This is a genomic window from Sphingomonas sp., assembly GCF_048595155.1.
Classification (GTDB): Bacteria; Pseudomonadota; Alphaproteobacteria; order Sphingomonadales; family Sphingomonadaceae; genus Sphingomonas_I.
Genome location: NZ_JBMDXN010000111.1, coordinates 55,586 through 72,658, shown reverse-complemented (window position 1 = coordinate 72,658; position 17,073 = coordinate 55,586). Strand labels below are relative to the sequence as shown.

16 protein-coding genes are annotated in these 17,073 nt (G+C 65.0%); 6 read left to right on the top strand and 10 right to left on the bottom strand.

Annotated elements, in window-relative coordinates; genetic code table 11:
- Positions 1 to 92: 92 nt before the first annotated feature.
- A complete protein-coding gene (locus tag ACOJSI_RS18220) occupies positions 93 to 1,028 on the bottom strand; it encodes a DnaJ C-terminal domain-containing protein (RefSeq protein ID WP_420139732.1) in 936 nt (311 codons plus the stop codon).
- 104 nt (positions 1,029 to 1,132) lie between these two features.
- On the opposite strand from ACOJSI_RS18220, the gene ACOJSI_RS18215 reads away from it, so the two are divergent.
- From ACOJSI_RS18215 to ACOJSI_RS18190, 6 genes are all read left to right on the top strand, one after another.
- Positions 1,133 to 2,272: a zinc-binding metallopeptidase family protein gene (locus tag ACOJSI_RS18215; RefSeq protein ID WP_420139731.1), complete on the top strand. Its 1,140-nt coding sequence runs from the start codon at positions 1,133 to 1,135 to the stop codon at positions 2,270 to 2,272.
- A gap of 379 nt (positions 2,273 to 2,651) precedes the next feature.
- Positions 2,652 to 3,056: a hypothetical protein gene (locus ACOJSI_RS18210; RefSeq protein ID WP_420139730.1), complete on the top strand. Its 405-nt coding sequence runs from the start codon at positions 2,652 to 2,654 to the stop codon at positions 3,054 to 3,056.
- A gap of 78 nt (positions 3,057 to 3,134) precedes the next feature.
- Positions 3,135 to 3,908: a hypothetical protein gene (locus ACOJSI_RS18205; RefSeq protein ID WP_420139729.1), complete on the top strand. Its 774-nt coding sequence runs from the start codon at positions 3,135 to 3,137 to the stop codon at positions 3,906 to 3,908.
- A 7-nt stretch (positions 3,909 to 3,915) separates the two neighbouring features.
- On the top strand, positions 3,916 to 5,538 hold the full coding sequence (locus ACOJSI_RS18200) for a ShlB/FhaC/HecB family hemolysin secretion/activation protein (RefSeq protein ID WP_420139728.1): 1,623 nt from the start codon (positions 3,916 to 3,918) through the stop codon (positions 5,536 to 5,538).
- 103 nt (positions 5,539 to 5,641) lie between these two features.
- Positions 5,642 to 6,004, top strand: a complete 363-nt coding sequence (locus ACOJSI_RS18195; protein WP_420139727.1) for a DUF6481 family protein — start codon at positions 5,642 to 5,644, stop codon at positions 6,002 to 6,004.
- Between the two features lie 13 nt (positions 6,005 to 6,017).
- Complete coding sequence (locus ACOJSI_RS18190) at positions 6,018 to 6,689, top strand: spermidine synthase (protein ID WP_420139726.1); 672 nt, start codon at positions 6,018 to 6,020, stop codon at positions 6,687 to 6,689.
- Here ACOJSI_RS18190 and ACOJSI_RS18185 read toward each other — a convergent pair whose 3' ends face one another.
- The 9 genes from ACOJSI_RS18185 to ACOJSI_RS18145 all read right to left on the bottom strand — a co-directional run bounded on the left by ACOJSI_RS18185 (position 6,690) and on the right by ACOJSI_RS18145 (position 16,984).
- On the bottom strand, positions 6,690 to 6,836 hold the full coding sequence (locus tag ACOJSI_RS18185; RefSeq protein ID WP_420139725.1) for a hypothetical protein: 147 nt from the start codon (positions 6,834 to 6,836) through the stop codon (positions 6,690 to 6,692).
- 12 nt (positions 6,837 to 6,848) lie between these two features.
- Positions 6,849 to 7,478: a glutathione S-transferase gene (locus tag ACOJSI_RS18180; RefSeq protein ID WP_420139724.1), complete on the bottom strand. Its 630-nt coding sequence runs from the start codon at positions 7,476 to 7,478 to the stop codon at positions 6,849 to 6,851.
- Positions 7,468 to 8,436 (bottom strand): rhodanese-related sulfurtransferase, encoded by a 969-nt coding sequence (locus ACOJSI_RS18175; protein ID WP_420139723.1) that lies wholly within the window; start codon positions 8,434 to 8,436, stop codon positions 7,468 to 7,470. Before ACOJSI_RS18175 ends, ACOJSI_RS18180 begins: the two co-directional genes overlap by 11 nt.
- Before the next feature lie 13 nt (positions 8,437 to 8,449).
- Positions 8,450 to 8,824, bottom strand: a complete 375-nt coding sequence (locus ACOJSI_RS18170; protein ID WP_420139722.1) for a hypothetical protein — start codon at positions 8,822 to 8,824, stop codon at positions 8,450 to 8,452.
- 63 nt (positions 8,825 to 8,887) lie between these two features.
- Positions 8,888 to 9,613: a DUF72 domain-containing protein gene (locus ACOJSI_RS18165; RefSeq protein WP_420139721.1), complete on the bottom strand. Its 726-nt coding sequence runs from the start codon at positions 9,611 to 9,613 to the stop codon at positions 8,888 to 8,890.
- 36 nt (positions 9,614 to 9,649) lie between these two features.
- Positions 9,650 to 9,994, bottom strand: coding sequence for a hypothetical protein (locus ACOJSI_RS18160; protein WP_420139720.1), 345 nt, complete (start codon positions 9,992 to 9,994; stop codon positions 9,650 to 9,652).
- Positions 9,995 to 10,106: 112 nt separating this feature from the next.
- Positions 10,107 to 10,985, bottom strand: coding sequence for a transglutaminase family protein (locus ACOJSI_RS18155; protein WP_420139719.1), 879 nt, complete (start codon positions 10,983 to 10,985; stop codon positions 10,107 to 10,109).
- 12 nt (positions 10,986 to 10,997) lie between these two features.
- The gene (locus ACOJSI_RS18150) at positions 10,998 to 13,532 is read right to left on the bottom strand and encodes a circularly permuted type 2 ATP-grasp protein (protein ID WP_420139718.1); all 2,535 of its coding nucleotides are present in this window, start codon (positions 13,530 to 13,532) and stop codon (positions 10,998 to 11,000) included.
- 89 nt (positions 13,533 to 13,621) lie between these two features.
- A complete protein-coding gene (locus tag ACOJSI_RS18145) occupies positions 13,622 to 16,984 on the bottom strand; it encodes a DUF2126 domain-containing protein (RefSeq protein ID WP_420139717.1) in 3,363 nt (1,120 codons plus the stop codon).
- Positions 16,985 to 17,073: the final 89 nt, after the last annotated feature.

Genomic DNA, 17,073 nt, shown 5'->3' with positions numbered 1-17,073 from the left:
TGGCGTCGATCCGCCCGTTCATGGTCCCAACGCCGTTCAGGCGATTCGGGCGATACTTCCTGAATGACGGGCTCCCCGGGCGACCTGCCCAGCTATACGCCCAAAGCTGTCCGTGGGTTGCGTTCCGTGTCGCCGCTCCAATTTTCGACGAATTGCTTGAGCGCCGCATCGTCGGACGGAATATCGATCATGAGCGTGACGAGCTGGTCGCCGCGCGTACCGTTGGTACGATGGAAACCGCGGCCCTTGAGACGCAGGATCTTGCCAGAACTGGAGCCCGGCGGAATCGTCATCATCACCGCCCCTTCGACGGTGGGCAACCGCACGCGCGCGCCCAGCACGGCCTCGTCGAGCCGGAGGGGCAGATCGAGACGGACATCATCCCCTTCGCGCTTGAAGAAGCGGTGGGGCATCACTTCCAGGGTCACGGTCGCGTCGCCTGGACCGGCAGCGCCCTGCTCCCCCTGCCCCGCGAGGCGCATCGCCTTGCCGGAAACGGCGTCGGCGGTGATCTTCAGGTCGATCGTCTTGCCGGAGGACAAGGTGATCCGCTGCGGCTTCAGCGCGGCCGCATCCTCGAAATCGACGGCCAGCCGATAGGCGACGTCGGCGCCGCGCTGCGGCCGGGCACGCGCGCCAAAGCCCGACGGACCCGCAGAACCGCGGCGGCTGCCGAAGATGCCTTCGAAAATATCGCCGAAATCGGCAGCGGCGGCGTCGCCGAATTCGAACCCGCCGCCGGGGCCGCCCCGGCCGCCACCAAAACCGCCACCGCCCGGGCCGCCATAGCCGAACGGCGCCTTGGGATTGCCCTGCTCGTCAATCTCGCCACGGTCAAATTGCGCGCGCTTATCCTTATCCGACAGCAGGTCATAGGCGCGTGTCACCTCCGAGAAGCGGGCGGCCGCTTTCGGATTATCCTTGTTCTTGTCGGGGTGCAGCTCCTTGGCGAGCTTACGATAGGCCTTCTTGATCGTGCTTTCGTCCGCGCCGCGCGCGACACCCAACGTCGTATAGGGATCTGCCATGGCCCCGATGTGCGGAGTGACGCCCATTTCGACAAGAGGAAAAAAAGGGCACTGCGGCCGCCGATGTGCGTTGTGGGGGCAACAGCGGGATCCCAGGAAGACCTATGAAGCCCTATCCGTGCCCCAATTGCGCGCGCCCGAACCATTTCGAGGTTCGCGTCTGCCCCAATTGCAGCTTCACGCTCGGCTATGATCCGGCGAGCGACCAGTTCCTGTTCCTAGGCGACGGCGCGACGACGTGGCGCGATGCCGCAGGAGCGGAACATGATGTCGTGGTCTGCGCCAACAACAATATCTACAAGATCTGCAATTGGCTGGTGCCGGCTGTGGGCAACCAGCCCATGTGCCTTGCCTGCAAGCATAACCGCACGATCCCGGACCTCACCGGCCCTACCGTCCCGGAACGCTGGGCCAAGATCGAAGCTGCGAAGCGCCGGCTGTTCCACACCTTGCTCCACCTGAACCTCCCCGCGGACACGATCGCCGAGGCCGCGCAGAAGGGCACGTCGCCGGGCCTGGCGTTCGACTTCCTGTATGATCCCGTCGGCGAGCAGACCGGAACGGTTCAGATCACGACCGGCCACGAAGCCGGCGTGATCACCCTCAACCTGCTGGAGGCGGATGACGTCCAGCGCGAGCGGATGCGCACCAGCCTGGGCGAACCTTATCGTACCATCCTCGGCCATTTCCGGCATGAAGTCGGCCATTATTATTTCTCGCGCCTGATCGAGGATACGGACGAAGTCGAGAATTTCCGGAAGCTCTTCGGCGACGAGCGGATCAGCTACGAGGATGCGAAGAAACAGCATTATGGCGATGGCGGCAGCGGCGGCTGGTCCGGCGATTATGTCTCCGCCTATGCCACCATGCATCCTTGGGAAGATTTCGCCGAGACCTTCGCCCATGTCATGCACATCATCGATGCGCTGGCGACGCTGGACGGCTTCGGCATGCGCATGACCAAGTGGAAGTGGCAGGAAGAGGAACCGTCCGTCGACTTCAATCCCTATCGCGCGGATACGAACCAGCTCGTGCAGGAATGGGGACCGTTCGCCTTTGCCGAGAACGCAGTGAATCGCAGCATGGGCCAGCCGGATCTCTATCCCTTCCAGCTGTCGCCAACCGTCATCACCAAGATCGACTATATCAATCGGCTGCTGCAACGGGCGGGCCAAGGCGACATCGCACCGAAGGTTCCAGCCCGTCGGGAAGAGCGCGAGCGCGCCGAACAAGAAGCGGCCTGAGCCGCCAGCGGCGCGCATTTCCTACCGCAGCAACGCGTGAAGTGTTGCGTGTTGTCGCCGCAAGAGCAGAGGGAGCATCGTTCCTTTTGCTCTAGATATCGCACATTGCAGGCAGGTTGTTACTGACCAGCAGGAGCCTTCCTATATCCGGCTGCCAGAGGATGACAGGACTCAACCTATGGGCTCTACCATCCCGCAACGGCATCCAGGGATCCGTTCCTTCGATGAACCGCCCTATTGGGAACAGCCGCGCCCGACAATCTGGCGATGTTCAGTTTGCACCGCAGCAATTCTTCAAAATGGACATATTTTTTGGAGTAAATGCGGAACGTGACTGATCTTACAAAGGTTTTGAGCATGTAATCTTTGGAGATGTTCGATGCGTAAAGCTCTCTCTTACAAGATGTTGGCGCTCAGCTGTATAGCCGGCGTGGGAATGGTCGGCTCAGCTAACGCTCAACTTGCTTCCGCGACCAATAATCTCGTGACGGCGCGTACAACGCAAAATCTGGCAGGCGTGGCCGTCGGCACGGGTACGAAACAGGGTGCGTCCGTGGTCGATGTCCAGTCGCAGGGGCGTCCCGCCGTGGGTGTCGGCGTCGGATCGGGCAAGGTCGACCATTTCGGCTCGACCGCGTCGGTCAGCGTTGCCAACAATGCCCGGATCGTCGGCGTCGACGGCCCCGGTGGGGTGAATAGTCCGAACAGCATTTCGGTGCGCAACCCCACCCAGCGTCCCATCCTGTCCGGGGTGGGCAATGCGCCCGGTGCGCTTCCCCATTAAGGCCAATGGATTGAGCGAGCCGCCGATCGACAGATCGAGCGGCTCGTGCTCCATTCCGGCCGCGGCAAGAAACGCTCGATGATCATCATGCTTGCCCGTCCACGCCTTGCGCTCCTCGCTGCCGCTCTGGTCTCGCTGTCCGGCTGCGCGACGGGTTCCAGCCTCTCGATATCCCAGGCACCGCTGAGCTTCGTGCTGACGGACGATGGCGCCTATGAGATTGCCGCCGCACAGGATGGCACGGTCCAAGCGCTGGCCGAGGCCGGCACGATCCAATCGGGTGTGCCGGGTTATGCTTTGCTCGGCGGAAATGCGCTTCTTCCCGTGTCCGCGGTCAAGCCCGCGCCAACGCTCGCCGCAGTGTCCAATCTCGCCAGCTTAGGTCCAAGCGAAGCGTCATTGGCGGTATCGCCCGCGCAGCTCGGACTGAACGCGAACCTGGCCGGTCAGATCAAATTGTCGCTGGGTGCCGAGCTGCCCGGGTTAGCCGCTAGCAATTCCCCTGCTTTGACACCGCCGGTTACGACGGCTGTCGCCCAGGCGGGCTCCGCACTCGCGCCGGTTACTGCGATCGCTGCCCCCGTGACCTCGACCTTGGCGCCGGTCACGACGGCGCTCGCCCCCGTGGCTTCGGTAGCGGCACCGGTCGCATCGGGAGCGCTGACGACGGCCGTTACGTTACCGGCGCCTGCGGCCGTTAGCGCGCCGGTAACGACCGCGGTCAACCAATCGCTCACAACCGTCGCCTCCGTGCTCGGTTCGGTCGCTCCACCTCCCGCGGCCTCCGTGCGCACCCCCAGCAATCCCGTACTAGCCACGATCGCCGCGGCGCTCGGCCGGCGCTGCTGCTAAGGCGCCGATGCAGCACCTTCGTCTGTTCGCCATTGCAGCCTTGCTCATGCCTGCCGTTCTTCATGCGCAGGACAATCCGCGCAGCGGCATCGTGCCGCCGGATCGTCCCGATCGACGCCCGACAGCACGGCCCGGCCACGGCCGCGCGATCCAACAGCTGCCGCCGCAACGCGAAGTTGCCCCCGTGCAGCGCTTCACGCTGACCGCTGTGACGATCGAAGGGTCCACCCTGCCCGCCGCCGAGCTCGCGCCGGCTTATGCCCGGTTCATCGGCACTCCGGTGGATGCCACGCAAATGCAGGCGATCATCAATGCCATCGGCGAGATTTATGGCCGCTCCGACGTCGCCTTGTACACGATCCTCGCGCCCGACCAGGATTATGCCGGGGGGGTGCTGCGCCTGACGGCCGTGGAGGGCCATATCGAAAGTGCCGTTATCCGCGGCGCCGGTGCCAAGATGCGACGGCTCGTCGGCCGCTACGTGGCACCGCTGATGCAGGAAAAGCCGCTGCAGAAGCGCAGCCTCCAGCGTTACGTATCGCTTATCCGGGATATTCCAGGCCTCAATCCGACGGTGGATTTCGAGCGCGGCGGACGCCCCGGCGCCGTGAAGCTGGTCATTGCTGCCAAGCCGCAGCCTTTTCAGCTCGGCTTCGGGATCAACAATCGCGGTACGGCGCTGTTGGGAAAGGCCCAGGCACAGCTCGATCTGTACGCCAATAGCCTTCTTCTGGGCGGCGATCAGGTAAGGCTGAGCTATGCGCGCCCCGTACGAGCGCCTTATTACCAGTCCTTGAGCGGTGCTTATTCGGTGCCACTGAACGCCAATGGCCTGACAGTGCAACTGAATGCAGGCAGATTGCGCACGCGGCCGCGCGACCTTCCGCTCAAGGGTACCGCGACGAGCGGCGGTGCGCAGCTGAGCTACGCCGCGATCCGCAGTTACGATACCAATCTCGTGCTCAGCGCCGGGCTCGACGGCGTGAATAGCGACAACGCCTTCCTGGGCTTCACCTTCTCGAACGAGCGCACGCGTGCGCTGCGGCTCGCGGCATCGCTGACGCTCAGCAGCCAGACCAATCAATTTTCGGCCAGCGCGACCCAGAGCTTCGGGCTCGACGCGCTGGGTGCCCGCTTGCTCGACCCGACCATATCGCAACTGGGCTTTCGCAAGACGAACCTGCGCCTGTCGGACAACAAGCTGATCGGCAAAACATGGATCCTGCGCCTGAACGGTTCGGCTCAGCTTACCAGCGACCGCCTTCCCTCCACCGAGCAATTCACGCTCGGCGGCGATGAATTCGGGCGCGCTTACGAGACCGCGCTGATCTCGGGCGATACCGGCTACGGCGTGTCCGGCGAGCTCGCTTTCCATCCCACCAAGGTTCCGCAGCTGTTCAATGGCAGCGAGCTTTACATGTTCGTCGATCGTGGCAGCGTACGCTATCGCAGCCGCAACGGGTTCGCCGCCAGCGAAAGCCATTTGGGATCCTGGGGTGGGGGCGCCCGCATCGCGCTGCTAAACCGCACGATGGTACAGGTGGAGGCGGCGCGCGGCTTCAACAATCCGGTCTTCTATGAAGACAGGCGCAAGTGGCGTTTCATCCTCTCCTTGCGGACTTTGATGTAGGGTTTAGGAAGAGTTTACCCGAAGCGGCTGCAGGCACGGATTTTTTCTGCTAGCGACGCCGTCTTTCCCAACCCTCCACCGTTACCAAGGATTCTGCTCGTTTATGCCTCCGTTCAAAGACCCCGGTTTCCACGAACGTGCCTCGCTTGCTCGCGACGCCAAGATGAAGGCGCTCGAAAAGCTGCGGACGAAGGCGCCGGTTGATGATGCGGTTGTGGCGGAACGGCGTGCGGCAGCCGAGGCGCGCGCAGCGGCGGAAGCGGAGAAGAGCCGCCTGAAGCGCGAGGCGCGCGAACAGGAGAAGGCCGAACGCCACGCCCGGGCGGCCGAGAAAGCGCGCGCCGCCGCGGAGGCGGATGCCGCGCGGCTTGCCGCCAAATTCGCACCGCAGAAGACGGAAGCGGAGCTGAAGGCCGCCCGCGACGCGCGCTATGCCGCACGGAAAGCACGCCAGGGTCGCGGCTGACCTCGAAGGCGTCATGCTCGCGCGGACCCTGATCGACACCGCCCAGATCCCCGGGGGCGACACGCTGCGGCTGATGCAGCGCGGGCATGAATATTCGATCATGCTCGGCAGCAACGAGCTGATGAACAGCCGCGTCAAAGGCTCGGAAGAGGCGCTGGCGACCCTTGCGGCCGCGCGGATGCCCGGCGGCCAAAGCCCACGTATCCTGATCGGGGGGCTCGGCATGGGCTTCACCCTGCGTGCGGCGCTCGACGTCGTCGGGCCGGGCGCGGTGATCGTGGTGGCCGAAGTCGTGCCGGCGGTGATCGAATGGGCGCGCGGGCCGCTGGCCGAACTGTTTGCGGGCAGCCTCGACGATCCGCGGGTCGACGTACGCCTGACCGATGTCGGCTCCTTGATCGCTCAAGCCGGGGGCCAATATGACGCCATCCTTCTGGACGTCGATAATGGCCCGGATGGGCTGACGCTGAACTCGAACGACAGGCTTTACAATCGTAGCGGCGTTCGCACCGCCTTGGCCGCGCTCCAACCGGGCGGCATACTTGCGGTCTGGTCGGTGTCGCCCCATGCGGTGTTCGCGCAGCGGCTGGAAAATGCAGGCTTCGAAGTGGAAGAGCAGGTCGTGCGCACCAATGCCGGGCGCGGTGCGCGCCACATCATCTGGCTGGCGAAGAAACCCGCCTGATTACCCTTCGTCGGTTCGCCGCTTGATCTTGTTAGGCAGGTCCTTGCCCTTGGTTCGGCGCGAGGGCACCTGAAGCGGGTTCTTCTTCTTCCATTCCGCCCAGGTCATCGGCCCATCGGGCGTCTGGATGATCGTGTCGTCAGCCAAGGTATCCTCCTCTCACGCGGCCGGGAACAAGGTCGGCGGATCGCCGGCCCGCCAGACCGGCAGCCGTATCATCGCCGCTTCGAACAAAGGCGAGGCCAGCAATGTCTGCAGCCAACGCTGCAGGGCCGGATATGGCTGCGCATCGAACCAAGGCCGGTCGATCTGCGCGAATTGCCGCACGAAAGGCAGTAGGGCGATATCGGTCAGCGTGCGCCGATCTGCGCATAGATAAGCGGTACGCTGCAGCCGCGTCTCCAACGGCTCCAGCAAGCGTAGCGCTTCCCCGCGATGATCGCCGCTCTCTTCGTAGCGGCCCGGATATTTCGCCCGGTCGAGATGATGTTTGAACGGACCATCATTGGCGCCCAGCAGCGGGAGGTCGTCGCCAGCCAGCCAATCTTCCGGATCGTTCCGGCGGAGTGCCCAGCGCATGATATCCAGGCTCTGATCGATCACGCCGCCATCGGCGGCCACCAGCACCGGTACGGTCGCCTTGGGCGACGCGGCAAGCAGCTCGGGCGGTTTGTCCCGCAGCTTGATCTCGCGGATCTCGCATGTGGTACCGCTGACCAGTAGCGCCATGCGCGCGCGCATCGCGAACGGACAGCGGCGGAAGCTATAGAGGATTGGGTCAGTCGCCACGCGCCTGCGGGTGCGTCGCGCCGACATGCGTTTCGCCGCGTGCGGCGGCAAGGCGGGTCTGCCGCTCGCGCTCGGCATAACCCGCACGCTGTTCGTCCGTGCGGTCTGCGTGACAAGCCGGGCAGCTCACGCCTTCCTGATACAAAGGCGAAGCGCGATCCTCCGGCCGGATCGGCATGCGGCAGGCATGGCACAGTTCGCATTCCCCCTGCTCCAGCCCGTGCACAACGCTGACGCGTTGATCGAACACGAAACATTCGCCTTCCCACCGGCTATGCTCCGGCGGGATCGTCTCCAGATATTTCAGAATGCCGCCTTGCAGGTGATAGACCTGGTCGACGCCCTCGCTCTTCAAAAAGGCCGTCGCTTTTTCGCAGCGTATGCCGCCGGTGCAAAACATCGCGACCTTCGGCGGCGTGTCGCCCAACAAGGTTTCACGATGCGCCCTGAACCATGCAGGGAAATCGCGGAAGGTGCGGGTGTGGGGATCGATCGCGCCGGCAAAGGTGCCGATGGCAACCTCATAATCGTTGCGCGTATCGATGACGATCGTTCCGGGATCGTCGATCAGAGCGTTCCAATCTTCTGGCGCGACATATTCGCCCGCATTGGCAACCGGGTCGATGTCCGGCTCGCCCATCGTCACGATCTCCCGCTTGATGCGGACTTTCATGCGGTGGAAGGGCAGCGTCTCTGCGCGCGATTCCTTATAGGCGAGGTCGGCGCACCCCGGCAGCGCGCGGACATGATCCAGCACCCGTTCGATCGCCGCATCGCGGCCGGCAATGGTACCGTTAACCCCTTCCCCAGCCAATAACAGCGTGCCCTTCACGCCCTCTTCCTCGCACAGCCGCGCGAGCGGCGCCTGCAACGCCGCAGGATCCGGGAAGCGGGTGAAATGATAGAGCGCCGCGATCCTGATGGGTGGATGCAAGCGGGGTACGGCAGAATGTAACATCGTTCCAGATCAGCTATTTGGCCTTGGGCGTGGGCGTCTTCGGCGCGCCGGGCTTTGGCGCCGGCCCCGCCGAGACTTGCAGTGCCTTAACCTTGTTGGCCAAGCGCGACGCGCATGCTGTCATGGTCGGGGCCAGTTCCGCGGTTTTCATCGTCCGGCCCTGCGCCAATAGCGCCGCATTCAGCTGCTGCACAGAGAGCCGCGTGTCGAGGCGGCCGAGATAGTAAAAGGACGCCGCCTTGGCGAGTTGCTGACCGCCAGGATCCTTTTCTTCCTTCATGAAGAAGTTGCTGGCAACGGCGCACTTCACGTCCTGATCGACGGTTTGGGCGCCGAGCGGAGCGGCAAGCGCCGCCATCAAGGCGGCTGCGATGAACGAACGTATCATATCTGTCTTCCTGTAATCGCCGGCTCCTTGCCACTTTATCGCCGTGCTGACGAGGGAGCTGCGTTAGATCATGCCGCGCAGGATGAGCGCGTCCTTCGCCGCAGCCGACGAGGCGGTATTGTCGAACATGCACCAAACCGTGCGCGCGGCACCGACCTCCGCACGCATCCGAGCGGCATAGGGCTCGAGCCGATCGCTGCCATAGGCAGAGCGATACATAACGGGCGACCCGTGCAGCCGCCAATAGCGCAGATGAGGACACCCGCCGGGCTCCGCGGCAGCGGCGACCGGCGCAGGATCGGCGGCGACGCGGGCTATTCCAAGGTCCGCCATCATCCGATCGGCCTCGGTGCCGAACCAGCTCGGATGACGTGGCTCACAGGCGATGCGTGCCGCGGTGCTACGCGTCAGAAGGGATAGAAAAGGAACCGCAATCGTCGGCTCGTAATCAAGCTTGGGTGGCAATTGCAGCAGCAGAGTAGCCAGCTTTTCGCCCAGTCCGGCGATCTCCGCCAGAAAAGATGCCAGGAGATCGTCGCATGCCACCAGCTTGCGCTGGTGGCTGATTTCCTTCGGCAGCTTGACGGTGAAGCGAAACGCAGCGGGCACGCTTTCCGCCCAGCTCGTCCACGTCGCGGGGCGATGGCGGCGGTGAAAGGAAGAATTGATCTCTACGCCCGCAAATCTCGCGGCATAGCGGGAAAGTGCGGATTCCCCTGGCGGGAAGGCGTCACGCGCTGCAGCCGGGATGGACCAGCCGGCAGTTCCGATGATCGGAAGCGACGTCATAGGACCGGCGATGCGCGCTGCACCGCCGGCTGCCCCTTACGACTTATCGGTGGTCGTCCTGCGACGTCGCGTCGCCGTCGATCGGCCTGAAGACCCTCGACCGGATGACTTGGTACGGCGGCTGGCGCCGGTCGTTTTGGCGCGCGGCTTACGCGCGGCGGCCCGCTGCGGCTTGGCCTTTTCGCTGCCCGAAAAGAACCAGGCGGCGAGCAGAGCGGCCGAACCCAGACCGATGGCAAGCCCGATGCCGAGCGCGGCACCACTCACCCCAGATCCGTCCTGCTTATCCGTCGGCGTGGTTGCCACATCGGTCGGTGCTGCTGACGACGTGTCGTGGGGCGGCTCCTGCAACGGATAGGGAGACTGGTTACCCGGCGGCACTGGCGGCGAATGAGTCAATGGACAGCCCTTTCTCTAGGAACGGCAACAACGCGTAGCACGCGGCGGGGTTGCCATATGCCGATGATGGGCCGGAACGCCGGAAAAGATGCGCCTAGTCGAGCGGCTCGACATCCACGGCGACATCGATCTTTTGGCCGTCGCGGCCAAGGAAGATGCCGTCGATCGGGGCCACGTCCGCATAATCGCGACCGATCGCCATCACGATATGATCCGCGCCCATGGCGACACCGTTGGTAGGGTCGAAGCCAATCCATCCGCGATCGGGCCCGCACCAGATCAGCACCCAGGCATGGGTCGCATCGGCCCCGACCAGCCGCGCCTGCCCTGGCGGCGGCAGCGTCCTGAGATAGCCGGAGACATAAGCCGCAGCGAGGCCGGCAGAGCGAGCGCCTGAGATCATGATCTGGGCGAAATCCTGGCACACACCATGTTTCTTGGCGAAGGCCTCGGCCGGGCTCGTATCCAGCTGGGTCGCACTGCCATCATAGCGGAATTGCCCCTTGATCGCCTTGGCGAGCGCCAGAGCCGCTTCAACCACGCCGCGATCGGGCCGCAGTTCCGCCGCACACCAGGCGGCGATTTCGGGAAAAGCGGCGATCAGCGGCGACGGGAACAGATAATTGGCCGGTGCGATCGGGCTGAGATCACGAACGTCGCGCGCCAGGCGGCCTGCCTCGGCCACGCTGACATCTCCGGCCACAGCGACTGGGGCCACCCGATCGACCAGGACACGGGCGCGACTCTCGATCCGTAATTCAGTGGAGGGCTTCATCACCACGATCCGCGTCGTGTTGACCGGATAGCCGCTGCCGCGCCCCGCATCTTCGGCCGCCGCGGGATGGATCACGAGCGCGTGATCCTCCAGGCGCTGACCATCCCAGGCGATCGGTTTCAGGCGCAGGTTGCATCGCGCGAACCGCACCGGAAAGGCATAGCGGAAGCGCGTCAGATGGGTGATGGCGTAGCGCATCTTCCCTGCCGGTTACGCCAATGTCATCGCGGCAGCGCGCACCGTTTCCGCACCCTGCAGGAAGAAGCGCGCGGCGATCGCATCGCTCAGCGCCGCCAGCCGATTCTCGATGCCGAGCAAGGTGGCCGGCGACAGCGATTCGGGTTTCACCGTAGTCACCATCAGCGCCAGCTCGTTGGCGAGGGATACCTGATCTTCCTCCAGCCCATCGTCCCGCAAGGACGGCAGGGCGGCCAGATGTTCCCGCATCCGCGCGACCTGGAAGCTCAGGCTGCGCGGATTATAGGGATCGAGCATGACAAGGTCGCGCACGGGCACCAGCGCCAGCCCCGTCATGTAGCGCGCCCGATAGCTGATCTGACTGTCCATCAAGTCGAGCAGGGTGGTCAGATCATCGGCCGTCGCGGCCTCGCTCGCGAAGATCCGCGTGAGCCGGCAGGCGACGAGGCCGCGTTCCAGCCGACGCCCGAGATCGTGGAAACGCCAGCCGGCGGTCCGCCCCATATTCTCCGCCGCCAATCCCGCGAGTGCGGCGAACCGCTCCTGCAACTGGCCGACCCGGGTGAGCATGGCCGTGGCATCGCCGCCAGGCCCTGCCGGCAGCGGCATATCGATCAGCCGCCACACATCGGCCGACAGGCGATCGCGGATGCCAAGGGCAATGCCGTGGACCGTGTGGAACAACGTGCGGATGCTGGCCAGGCCGCGGCCATCGAGCGCAGCTTCGGCCAGCTCGGCAAGATCCCGGATCGCGCCGGGATCCTCATCCTCGTCGTCATCCTCTTCATCGGGATCCTCGTCGATCCGTGCGGCGCCGCTGGAGATGAGCATCGTCGCCAGGCGGTCGAGCGTGACGGGCACCAGGCTCGCCCCGCTGTCCGCGTCGATCGTTCCACCCAGAGTGGCGCGTACGAGCTGCAACGTCGCCTCGCCGCGTTCCAGATAGCGCCCCAGCCAGAAGAGATTGTCGGCAGCGCGGCTTGGCAACGTGCCCGGATTGCGCCGGACGGCGACATGCTGCGGCAGGAGCGAGATCGGGTCCTGCGCATGGAGCGAGACAATCCCGACGTCGGCCGAGAAAGACCCTTCCCCCATGATCGTCGCGCGTTCGTCGGCCACATTGCCCAATCGGGCAAAACCGCCCGGCATCACGATCCAGCGCCCATCGCCATCGCGCGCCGCAAAGGCGCGCAAGGTGAAGGGACGCGCAACCAGGCGACCATCAACGGCCATCGGCATGGTCGAAAGGCGTACCACCTCGCGTCCTACATAATCTTCGGGGCGGATCTTCATGGCCACCTCCAGGGCGGCCCGGCCGGCAGCGTCCAGGCTTGCCCCCAATAACGAACCTCCGGGCAGACCCAGGACCGGATCGGCGAAGGCCGGGCTGATCAGCAGCGTATCCAGGTTCGCCAGCATCTGCTGACACGGCCCTTCCTGACCACACCACCAGGTCGCGATGTTCGGCAGCTTCAGCCGCTCGCCCAGCAATTTTCGCGACAGCGCGGGCAGGAAAGCGGCGAATGCGGCGGATTCGATCACGCCGACACCGGGGGCGTTGGCGATGACCGCCTCTCCCGACGCAATCGCATCCATCAAACCCGGAACGCCGATCTGCGACGTCGAATCGAATGCCAGTGGATCGAGCAGGCGCGAATCCATTCGTCGCCACAAGGCGTCCACCCGCTTCAGGCCTTCGATGGTGCGAACGTAGAGGCGGTTGTTGCGCACGGCGAGATCGTCGCCCTCCACCAACAGCAGCCCCAGATAGCGGGCGAGATGCGCCTGTTCCGGATAGCTCTGGTTGAAGCGGCCAGGAGTCAGCAGGCCTATCCGGGGATCGGACCGCTTGCAGGCGGCGGCAAGCCCTTCACGGAACCCGGCGAAGAAGGGCGCCAGCCGCTGCAGGTTGAGCCGTGTCTGCAGGGCGCCCATCACGCGGCTCGCCGCCAGCCTGTTTTCCAGCGCATATCCCGCGCCCACCGGCGCGCGGACATGATCCGCCAGGACGCGCCATTCTCCATCCGGCCCTCGGCCCAGATCCACGGCATAGATGTGCAGGCGATGGCCGCCGAGCGGCTCCATCCCGATCATCGAACGCCAGAAATGCCGTGATCCCGTGAGGAGGGATGCCGGCAAGTGGCCGTCGGCGACCAGACTGCCCGAGCCATAGACATCAGCCAGCACGCGCTCCAGCAGCTCGGCGCGCTGGGCCACCCCCTGCGCAATGCTTTCCCATTCATCTTCGCCGATCAGCAAAGGCAAAGCAGATAAGGGCCAGGGTCGCTCCGACGGATCCCCCGGCAGCCGAAAGGCCGTGCCGATCTCGTCAACCTGGCGGCCAATCCTATCCTGCAGTCGCTGCAGCCGCCCTTCGGTCAGGCCGGCGACGCCATCGAACAGATGGTGCCACCAGCGTGCGCCCCGCCCCATATCGTCGCGCACCACATCGCCCGCATTGGTCTGCGAAACGTAGGATTCCAGCCAGCCCTGCCCCCAGGAGGGCATGCCCGGCAGCTGCGCCATGTTGGTGCCCCCCGGCGCCATATCCTAACTTCCCCCCTGCTTGCAGGAGGGGGTCTGCCACTCCTGCCCGTCTGCGAATGCGGAGATCATACAGGGTTTGTGAGGATGCATCACAGCCCAATTGGCCGGCGCAGATCGAGCGTCATCGGGAAGTCGCCCGCATGCTCCTCGGGCGGCATCGCGATCTGCCCGGGCGTGTGGCCATGTTCGACGAAGCGCGCCTTGCGGCGGGATTCCGCCTCATAATCATTAACGGGCACATGATCGTAATTGCGGCCGCCCGGATGACCGACATGGTAAACGCAGCCGCCGAGCGAGCGCTCGTTCCAGCTGTCGAGCAAATCGAAGGTCAAAGGCGCGTTGGAGGGCAGGCGCGGGTGGAGACAATTGGCCGGCTCCCACGCTTTGTACCGCACGCCGCCGGCCGCCTCGCCCGGGCTCCCGGTCGGCGTCATCGGCACGCGCCGGCCGTTGCAGGCAACGATGTGGCGGCCGGGCACCAGGCCGGTCGCACGCACCTGTAACCGCTCGGTCGAGCTGTCGACATAGCGCACGGTACCGCCAATCGCGCCGGTTTCGCCCAGGACCGGCCATGGCTCGAGCGCGTGGCTGATCTCCAGACTGACGCCGCCCGCGGTGACCGTGCCATGGACAGGGAAGCGGAACTGGCGCTGCGCTTCGAACCAGGCGGGATCGAAGTCGTAGCCGGCAGCCCGCAGATCGCCCAGCACCTCGAGGAAATCCGCCCAGACGAAGTGGCCGAGCATGAACCGATCGTGCAAGGTCGTGCCCCAGCGCACCAGCCCGCCGTCCTGCGGCTCGCGCCACAACCAGGCGACGAGCGCGCGGATCAGCAATTGCTGTGCCAGGCTCATCTTCGCCTCGGGCGGCATCTCGAACCCGCGGAACTCGACCAGGCCGAGCCGGCCGGTCGGGCCATCGGGCGAGAACAGCTTGTCGATGCAGATTTCGGTCCGGTGCGTGTTGCCCGTGACGTCGACCAGCAGATTGCGGAACAGCCGATCCACCACCCACGCCTGCGGCGTCTCCGCGCCGGGCGCGAAGGGATTGGGGACCTGCGCCAGCGCGATCTCCAGCTCATAGAGCCCGTCATGCCGCGCTTCGTCGATCCGCGGGCTCTGACTGGTCGGGCCGATGAACAGGCCGGAGAAGAGATAGGAGAGCGAGGGATGACGCTGCCAATAGAGGACGAAGCTCTTGAGCAGGTCCGGCCGGCGGATGAACGGACTGTCATTCACCGATCGCCCACCGATCACGATATGGTTGCCGCCGCCCGTGCCGATCGAACGGCCGTCGATCAGGAACTTGTCGGCGGTGAGCTTCTCCGCGCGCGCCATGTCGTAGAGGCTGGTGGTAAGATCGACCGTCTCGTCCCATGTCGCGGTCGGCTGGATATTCACCTCGATCACGCCCGGGTCGGGCGTCACCTTAAGCACTTGCAGCCGCGGATCCGGCGGCGGCGCATAGCCTTCGATGCGCACAGGAATGCGGGTCGCCTCGGCGGTACGTTCGATCGCGGCGATCAGCTCCAGATAATCTTCCAGCCGCTCGGTCGGCGGCAGGAATACCGCGACATATTCGCCGCGCGGCTCGACCGTCATCGCGGTGCGGACCGCGCCCTCGATGATCACCTGCTCGGTCCGTTCCTGCGCGGCATGGCCACCCGGAAGCGCCGCCACCGCCTCGCTCCGCTGAAGGTGCCCGTCGCTGGCCGCCGCCGGCGCCGGGCCTTGTTCGCGGAAATCTGGCAGCGGTCCGCGCGGCTCGGTCGTGTCGCGCACATGCAGAAACGGATAATCGGATTTCGGAACGTAGGGCAGCGAGCCCAGCGGCAGGCGGTAGCCGATCGCGCTGTCGCCGGGGGCCAGGAACAGGCGGCCGCGGCGTACGCGCCACTGCTCGCTCTTCCACCGGCGCGGCTCGGGCGCGGCCGCCGCCTGCCACGCCTGGATCGGCAGCACGTAGCCGACCGGGCGCGACAGCCCATGCTCAAACGCCTTGACCATGCGCGCACGCACTTCCGGATCGTCGATCTTGGGATCGGTCGGATCGGTGTTGGCGGGCAATTCGCCTTCCTTGATCGACCATTGCACCGGATCTTCGAACGCCGGCTGGACGAAATCGGACGGCACGTCGAGCTGGGTCGCGATTTCCTTCAGAAACCGCTCCGCCTCGTCGACGTCGAGCTGGGTGACGTCATGGCCGCCGTCGATCGCGATCAGACTGGTATCGCGCCACACGGGCACGCCATCCAGCCGCCAATAAACGGAATAGCCCCAGCGCGGCAGGCTTTCGCCCGGATACCATTTGCCCTGGCCATGGTGGATCAGCCCGCCCGGAGCGAATTTGTCCCGCATCCGGCGGATCAGGCGGTCGGCATAGCCTGCCTTTGTCGGGCCGACCGCGTCGGCATTCCATTCGGGCGCCTCTGGATCGTCCGCCGCCAGGAAGGTGGGTTCTCCGCCCATGGTCAGGCGCACGTCCTGCGCCGCCAGATCGCCATCGACCTGGCGCCCAAGCGCATCGAGCGCCGACCAGCGCGCGTCGGTAAAGGGTTTGGTGATCCGCACCGCCTCGGCGATGCGCTGGACGTCCATCTCGAAGCCGAATTCGGTCTGCGCCGGTTCCAGCAGCATTCCCTCTATCGGTGTGGCCGAGCGATAATGCGGGGTGGCGCAGAGCGGGATATGCCCCTCGCCCGCGAACAGGCCCGACGTCGGATCCATGCCGATCCAGCCTGCGCCGGGAATGTAAACTTCGGCCCAGGCATGCAGGTCGCACACGTCGCGGGAGACCCCCTTCGGCCCCTCAATCGGCACGACATCAGGTGTCAGCTGGATCGAATAACCCGACACGAAACGGGCCGCGAAGCCGAGCCTACGGAGCAATTGCACCAGCAGCCAGCCGGAATCGCGGCACGATCCGGTGCCGATTTCGAGCGTCTGTTCCGGGAATTGCACGCCGGGTTCGAGCCGGATGACGTAGCCGACCGTCTCGTTGACCGCGCGGTTGATCTCCACGAGGAAGTCGATCGTCCCCATTCGGACGTCGCGGAAGCGTTCGTACAGCGCCTCGAAGCGGGGGCCCTGCGGCTCCAGCTCAAAATAGGGCGCGAGATCTGCCTTCAGGTCGGCGCGATAGTCGAACGGCCGCTCGGTCGCATATTCCTCGACAAAAAAGTCGAACGGATTGATCACGGTCAGGTCGGCGATCAGGTCGACCGTCACGCGGAATTCGCGCGTCGGCTCCGGCAGGACGATGCGCGCCAGCCAATTGCCGTGCGGATCCTGCTGCCAATTGATGAAATGCTGTTCGGGCAGGATCGTCAGCGAATAATTGGGAACCGCAGTGCGGCTATGCGGTGCCGGGCGCAGGCGGATGACCTGGGGCCCCAGCATGATCGGCCGGTCGTACCGGTAGGAAGTGACATGATGGAGCGCGGCCTGAATCACGTGCGCACATGCAGCACAGGGCTGCTCCCCCGGCAAGCGCGCATCGCCTTGCCTTTTGCCGTCGCCAGCGTCATCGCCAATCCTTCTCA

Coding starts and splice junctions, on each gene's coding strand:
- ACOJSI_RS18220 (WP_420139732.1), bottom strand. CDS start 1,028: ATGGCAGATCCCTATACGACGTTGGGTGTCGCGCGCGGCGCGGACGAA.
- ACOJSI_RS18215 (WP_420139731.1), top strand. CDS start 1,133: ATGAAGCCCTATCCGTGCCCCAATTGCGCGCGCCCGAACCATTTCGAG.
- ACOJSI_RS18210 (WP_420139730.1), top strand. CDS start 2,652: ATGCGTAAAGCTCTCTCTTACAAGATGTTGGCGCTCAGCTGTATAGCC.
- ACOJSI_RS18205 (WP_420139729.1), top strand. CDS start 3,135: ATGATCATCATGCTTGCCCGTCCACGCCTTGCGCTCCTCGCTGCCGCT.
- ACOJSI_RS18200 (WP_420139728.1), top strand. CDS start 3,916: ATGCAGCACCTTCGTCTGTTCGCCATTGCAGCCTTGCTCATGCCTGCC.
- ACOJSI_RS18195 (WP_420139727.1), top strand. CDS start 5,642: ATGCCTCCGTTCAAAGACCCCGGTTTCCACGAACGTGCCTCGCTTGCT.
- ACOJSI_RS18190 (WP_420139726.1), top strand. CDS start 6,018: ATGCTCGCGCGGACCCTGATCGACACCGCCCAGATCCCCGGGGGCGAC.
- ACOJSI_RS18175 (WP_420139723.1), bottom strand. CDS start 8,436: ATGTTACATTCTGCCGTACCCCGCTTGCATCCACCCATCAGGATCGCG.
- ACOJSI_RS18170 (WP_420139722.1), bottom strand. CDS start 8,824: ATGATACGTTCGTTCATCGCAGCCGCCTTGATGGCGGCGCTTGCCGCT.
- ACOJSI_RS18165 (WP_420139721.1), bottom strand. CDS start 9,613: ATGACGTCGCTTCCGATCATCGGAACTGCCGGCTGGTCCATCCCGGCT.
- ACOJSI_RS18155 (WP_420139719.1), bottom strand. CDS start 10,985: ATGCGCTACGCCATCACCCATCTGACGCGCTTCCGCTATGCCTTTCCG.
- ACOJSI_RS18150 (WP_420139718.1), bottom strand. CDS start 13,532: ATGGCGCCGGGGGGCACCAACATGGCGCAGCTGCCGGGCATGCCCTCC.